This window comes from Curtobacterium sp. HSID17257, from assembly GCF_003989515.1.
Taxonomy (GTDB): Bacteria; Actinomycetota; Actinomycetes; order Actinomycetales; family Microbacteriaceae; genus Curtobacterium.
In genome coordinates this window covers 1-6,338 of record NZ_RBLU01000149.1, presented here as the reverse complement: position 1 = coordinate 6,338, position 6,338 = coordinate 1, and the positions used below count along the sequence as shown (strand labels likewise).

The window sequence follows — 6,338 nt, the reverse complement described above, 5'->3', positions numbered from 1 at the left end:
ACCGTCGTCCGCGCACTGCTCGGCGCCGACGACGGCCCCGACGGCTTCATCGTCACGACCCTCCGGCTCCCCCGCGTCCTCACCGGCGCGTTGGTCGGCCTGGTGCTCGGGACCGCCGGCGCGCTGACGCAGACCGTCACCAGGAACCCCCTCGGCACGCCGGACATCATCGGCGTGACCTCCGGCGCGAGCGTCGGCGCGGTCGCCGCGATCGTGCTCGGCGGTGGCACCTACTCCGTGTCCTCGGTCGTCCTGAGCGGCGGGATCCCGGTCGCGGCGACCATCGGGGCACTCGTCGCCGCGGCTGCCGTGTACGGCCTCGGGTGGCGGGGCGGGGTGCAGAGCTACCGCCTCGTGCTCGTCGGCATCGGGGTGAGCGCCACGCTCGACGCCGTGACGAGCTACCTGCTCGTCCGCGCCAAGATCACCGTCGCCACCGCGGCGTCGCAGTGGCTCGTCGGCAGCCTGTCGAGCACCTCGTGGACGACCGTGTGGCCGCTCCTGCTCGTCGCCGCGGTCTGCGTCCCGATCGCCCTCGCCACCAGCGCCGCGCTCGGCATCGGGCAGCTCGGCGACGAGGTCGCGACCGGCGTCGGGCTCGGCGTGCAGCGGCACCGGCTGCTCGTCCTGGCGCTCTCGGTCGTCCTCACCGCCGCTGCCGTCGCCGCCGCCGGACCGATCGGCTTCGTCGCGTTCGTCGTCCCCCAGGTCGCCCTGCGCCTGGCCGGCACGAACCGCCCACCGCTGCTGCTCGCCGGAGCACTGGGGTCGGTGCTCGTCCTCGGCGCCGACCTGCTCGCCCGTTCCGCCTTCCCCTGGCAGGTGCCCGTCGGCATCGTGACCACCGTCGTCGGCGCCCCGTACCTGATCTGGCTCCTCGTCCGCCACCGCAAGGAGATGTCCCGATGACCGCCACGACCGCGAGCACGAGCACGGCCCGCAACCACCGGGCCGGTGGCCTCGACGCGACCGGCACCGTGCCTCCCGTCCTGGAGGCCCGTGGCCTGTCGGTCGGCTACGACCGCGACCCGGTCCTCCGCGACCTGGACCTGCGGATCGAGCGTGGCACGGTGACGACCTTCCTCGGGGCGAACGGCTGCGGCAAGTCGACCCTCCTCAAGGCGTTCGGCCGCGTGCTGAAGCCGCAGTCCGGCGAGGTGCTGCTGGACGGCGCCCCGATCCGCAAGGAGCCGAACCGGGCCGTGGCCCGGCGGCTCGCGATCCTGCCGCAGACGCCGGTGGCTCCCGCGGGCACGAGTGTGCTCGACCTGGTGATGCGCGGTCGGAACCCGCACCAGAGCTGGGCGAAGCCGTGGACGGCGGACGACGCCGACGTCGCCGAGCAGGCCATCGCGGCGACCGGACTGACCGAGGTCGCGCACCGCGACGTCGCGAGCCTGTCGGGTGGCCAGCGGCAGCGGGCCTGGATCGCGCTCGTGGTGGCGCAGCAGGCGGAGACCCTGCTGCTCGACGAGCCGACGACGTACCTGGACCTGGCGCACCAGCTCGACGTGCTCCGCCTCGTGCGGCGGCTGAACCGCGAGCAGGGGTCGACCGTCGTGATGGTGCTGCACGACCTGACGCTCGCCGCGCGGTACTCGGACCGACTCGTCGTCCTGCACGACGGCGGGGTCGTCGCGGACGGGACCCCCGACGAGGTCCTGACCCCCGCGGTGCTCGAGACCGCCTTCGGGCTGCACGCCCGGGTGGTGCCGGACCCGGTGACGGGTGCGCCGATGATCGTGCCCGAGGCCGACGAACCCAGCACGTCCGCCTGAGTCCGGCGCGGTGGCGTGCCGCCGCCCCGGCGGCCTGGTCGTCACAGGCTGGCGGTCCTCACAGAGTTAGGTTAGGCTCTCCTAACGTGAAGATCCCCCGCCGCGGCTCCCTGCGCGCCGCCCTCGTGACCTCCGTGGCCGTCCCGGCCCTCCTGCTCGCCGGTTGCTCCGGAGCGAACGGCTCCGACGACTCCGCCCGATCCGGGGACACCGCCGGCAACGCCTCGACCGCCTCCGGTCCCTGGTCGTACAAGGACGCCACCGGTGCGACCGTGAAGACCGACAGCACGCCGAAGCGCGTCGTCGTCCTCAACGACATCGCCATCTCGTTCATCGAGTACGGTCTGCGTCCGGTCGGCACCTTCGGCCAGCTGACCATGGCGAAGGACGCCCGTTTCGACGATCTCGACACGGACGGCATCACACAGCTCGGCCAGGCGTACGGCGACATCGACCTCGAGCAGCTCGCAGCGCTCAAGCCGGACCTCGTCGTCACGTCGGTGTACCCGACCGACGAGAAGGGCACCCTCGACGAGACCCAGCCCGGCTACGGCTTCAAGGACAAGGAGCAGGAGCAGCAGGTCGAGGCCATCGCACCCGTCGTCCAGGTGAAGTGGGGCGGCAAGGGCGAGGACGTCATCGAGAAGATCGCCGGCCTGGCCGAGTCGCTCGGTGCGCCCGAGTCGAAGGTCGAGGCCGCCGAGGACCGCTTCGACGAGGCCGAGGACACCCTCGAGCAGGCCGCGAAGTCGAGCGACGTGTCCGTCGTCTCGATGTACGCGGACGGCGACGGCGCGTACGTGACGCGTCCGTCCGACGAGCCGACCCTGCAGATGTACTCGTCGTTCGGCGTCGACTTCGTGGAGCCGAAGCCGAAGGGCTTCTACTGGGGCATCTACTCGTGGGAGAACGCCGGGCAGATCACCGGTGACGTGATCCTGCTCTCGCAGCAGGGCTACCAGGTCGCGGACCTCGAGAAGCAGCCGACCTTCGCCGACAACCCGGCGCTCGAGGCGGGCCAGGTCCACAGCTGGACCTTCCCCGCGCTCGACTACGCGTCGCAGGCCGACTACATGACGAAGCTCGCGGGCTGGCTCACGGACAGCAAGAAGGTGTCGTAGCCGCGATCGTCGCGGACTGGAGGCACGGTGCCGGCTGGCACCGTGCCTCCCGTCCGTCCCGGGCGGCGTCAGCCGACGGGCAGCGCCGCGTTGACCGCCGTCTGCGCCTGCCGCCAGACGGCAGCGCGCGACCCCGCGTAGGTGCCGCCCTGACCGCTCCCGACGTACCGCAGGTTCGTCTTCCCACCGTCGGTGTTGCCCTGCCAGTACGCCGTCACCGCGCGCGAGGTCCCGCCGACGAGCCAGATCTGGTCCGCCGCGTCGGTCGTGCCCGTCTTGCCGAACAGCGTCGCTCCGTCGAGCGTCTGGCCCCCGGTCGCCGTGCCGCCGCGGAAGGCCCCCTGCATCACCGCGAACGCCTCGGCGGCGACCGACGCCGACACCGCCCGCGTGCAGGACCGCGGCTGCCCGCCGAGTGCCGTGCCGTCGGGGCCCGTGACCTGGTCGACGACGACCGGGGCGCAGGTCACGCCGCCGTTCGCGATGCCGGCGTAGGCGGCCGCCATCGTGAGCGGGGCGATGCTCGTCGTCCCGAGGATCGCCGCCGGGTTCGCTGGCAGCTCCCCACCCGTCGCCGGGTGGACACCGAATCGCGCGGCGGTGTCCCGGATGTCGCAGAGGTCGAGCTGCGACGCCATGTCCGCGTACGCCGCGTTCACCGACTGCGCCGTCGCCGCGCGGACGGAGTACGGCCCGGTCTGCCCCGGCGCGTCGTTCTTCGGGTCGTACGGGGTGCCCAGCGTCACCCGCTGCCCGCACTGCGTCCACGTGCTCCGGGCCTTCCGCGTGCCGTCCACCACGGTGTCCGGGCTCCGGCCGGACTCCAACCACTGCAGCAGCGTGAACATCTTGTAGGTCGAGCCCACCTGGAAGCCCTTCGATCCGCCGTTCGACTCGTCGGTGGCGTAGTTGAGCGAGGTCGCCGTCGCCGGGGCGTCCGCGGAGCGGTCGAAGTCCTTGTTCTGAGCCATCGTCAGCACCCGCCCGGTCCCCGCCTCGACGGTGTCGAGCGTGGCACCGAGGGCGAGACGGCTCTCGGTCGCGGGGTCGTGCAGGGAGAGCAGGTCCTTCTGCCGGGTGTTCAGGTCGAGGTCGAGGGTGGTCTGCACCCGGTACCCGCCCGTGCGCCAGGCGGCGGCGCGCGCGTCGGCGTCGGCGCCGAGCTGCGGGAGGTCCTGCGCCACCTGCTCGGCGTACGCGCAGAAGAACTCCGCGCCGCGGACCGCCGACTCGCACCCCTGCTGGGGTGCGGTGAGGCGGACGTAGTCGGCCGGACGTGACGCGAGCGCCGCGGCGAGGTCCGCGTCACTCAGGTGCCCCTGGTCGTGCATCGAGCGGAGGACGACGTCCCGCCGGGCCTGGTTGTCGGCGTGGTGCTCGGGTGTCGACAGGTCGCGGCGCTCGGGCCACTGCACGATGGCGATCAAGGACGCGGCCTCGGCCGGGGTCAGGTCCGTGGCGTCCTTGCCGTAGTACCGCTGCGAGGCCGCCTGCACGCCGTAGGTCTGGTCGCCGAAGTAGGCGATGTTCAGGTAGGCGGCGAGGATCTCGTCCTTCGAGTACTCCTTGGCGAGCCCGATCGCCAGCTTGACCTCGGCGAGCTTGCGCTGCGCACTCTTCTCCGTCGCCTCGCGGTGTCCGGCCTCGCGCTCCTCGGCGGTCGGCAGTTCGCTCGCCTGCTGGATCTTGATGTTCCGCACGAGCTGCATCGTGATCGTCGAGCCCCCGGAGCCGCCCTGCCCGCCGGAGGCGATGACGCTCGCGACCGACCGCACCAGGCTCGTCGGGTCGACGCCGCCGGTCTCGCGGAAGCGCTTGTCCTCGCCGTCGATCGCGGCGTGCTCGAGGGTGTCGCTGATCTGGTCGAGCGAGAGTTCCTGCCGGTTCTGGTCCCACACGTCGACCAGGTGCACGGGCTGCCCGCCCTGGTACGCCCAGATCTCGTTCCGCTCGGGCAGGTCACCGATCTCGATGTACTCCGGCATCGAGTCGAACAGGTCGATCGCCGAGGTCGTCCCCACCCCGGCCACCGCGAGCACCGGCGTCACGCCGACCCCGACCAGCAGCCCCGCCAGCACGCTGCCGCCGACGAAGCCCAGGGCCGCCACGGTCGCACGTCGCATCGTCATGTCTCCCCCTCGTGGTCCCGCCCCCGTCGTCCGGTGGCGTCGGGTGACCCTCCCAACGCTGGTCGGGCGTCCGCCCGGGGTTCCCCGGGGAGGACCGGCACGACCGCTGGGAAAGGACCGAGTCGGTACGGATCGTTACCGGAGGGACCCCCGCCGTCACCGTCCCGTGACCCGACCGTGACCGAACCGTCACCCCGGGGTCGTCGGTACGCTCGGGTGATGGGGACCGGGCAGTGGCACGAGGACGTGCTGGGAGCCCCGTTCGAGCGCCTCGAGCTCCCGCTCGGCGAGGACCGCGAAGGACCGGTCGTCGCGACGCTCGTCCGACGACGGCGATCGCCGAACGACCTGTTGCTGCACGCCCGTGGGCCGCTGCACGGCGTGGACGTGCTGTACGTGCACGGCTGGTCCGACTACTTCTTCCAGGTGGAACTCGCGGAGCACCTCGAGCGGCTCGGTGCGCGCTTCCACGCCCTCGACCTGCGGAAGTACGGCCGGAGCCTCCGGCCGCACCAGACACCCGGGTTCGTCGATGACCTGGCCGTCTACGACGAGGACATCGGTGCCGCCCTCGACGCGATCGCCGCCGAGCACCACGGCGGTCCCCGTCGACGGCTCGTCCCGATGGGGCACTCCACCGGTGGGCTCACCCTGTCGCTCTGGGCCGCGCGGCACCCGGAGCTCGTCGACGGCCTGGTGCTGAACAGCCCGTGGCTCGAGTTCCAGGCGAGTGCGCTCGGTCGGGCGATCGTCGCACCGGTGATCAAGCTCGGCGCCAAGCGGAACCCCCTCGCGCCGATGCCGGCGGTCGACCCGGGCTTCTACACCCGCACGGTGTCCGCGACGGGCGACGGTTCGTGGACGTACGACCAGCGCTGGCGCCCCGAACGGGGCTTCCCGCTGCACCCCGGGTGGCTCGCCGCGGTGTTCACCGGGCAGGAGCGGGTCGAGCAGGGGCTCGGTCTCAGGGTCCCGACCCTCGTGATGCTCAGCGACAAGAGCATGCTGCAGCCGCGGTGGGACGACGGGATGGCACACGCGGACGTCGCGCTCAACGTGGACGTGGTCGCGCACCGGGCGCTCTCGCTCGGTGACGAGGTGACCGTCCGGCGTCTGCACGGCGCCCTGCACGACGTGGTGCTCTCGGCGCCCGACGTCCGCGACCAGGTCTGGGACGTGCTCGGTCGCTGGGCCACCACGCTCCCGCGCTGACAGCCCTCACCGCCGACCGCGGGTCGGCAGCTCAGCCCGACGCGGCACCGATCGGCCGCACCGCCACCCGCGCCGCCGCGGCCACCAGCGCGTCGGAG

Annotated in this window: 5 protein-coding genes; 4 read left to right on the top strand and 1 reads right to left on the bottom strand. The window is 72.6% G+C overall.

From position 1 onward, the window contains the following. The 3 genes from D8M35_RS14980 to D8M35_RS14970 all read left to right on the top strand — a co-directional run. The coding region (locus D8M35_RS14980) for an iron chelate uptake ABC transporter family permease subunit (protein ID WP_148113393.1) at positions 1-909 on the top strand (909 nt) is incomplete at its 5' end. After that, a complete protein-coding gene (locus D8M35_RS14975) occupies positions 906-1,778 on the top strand; it encodes an ABC transporter ATP-binding protein (protein ID WP_126892555.1) in 873 nt (290 codons plus the stop codon). The genes D8M35_RS14980 and D8M35_RS14975, both read left to right, overlap by 4 nt. A gap of 86 nt (positions 1,779-1,864) precedes the next feature. Then, positions 1,865-2,899 carry an ABC transporter substrate-binding protein gene (locus tag D8M35_RS14970; RefSeq protein ID WP_126892554.1) on the top strand — a complete coding sequence of 345 codons (1,035 nt, stop codon included), beginning with the start codon at positions 1,865-1,867 and terminating at the stop codon, positions 2,897-2,899. Positions 2,900-2,967: 68 nt separating this feature from the next. Here the strand turns inward: D8M35_RS14970 and D8M35_RS14965 are convergent, their stop codons facing one another. Then, entirely contained in the window at positions 2,968-5,028 is a 2,061-nt protein-coding gene (locus tag D8M35_RS14965) for a transglycosylase domain-containing protein (protein ID WP_238638257.1), read from the bottom strand. 219 nt (positions 5,029-5,247) lie between these two features. On the opposite strand from D8M35_RS14965, the gene D8M35_RS14960 reads away from it, so the two are divergent. Continuing rightward, positions 5,248-6,240, top strand: a complete 993-nt coding sequence (locus tag D8M35_RS14960; protein ID WP_126892553.1) for an alpha/beta hydrolase — start codon at positions 5,248-5,250, stop codon at positions 6,238-6,240. The last annotated feature ends 98 nt before the right edge of the window (positions 6,241-6,338 follow it).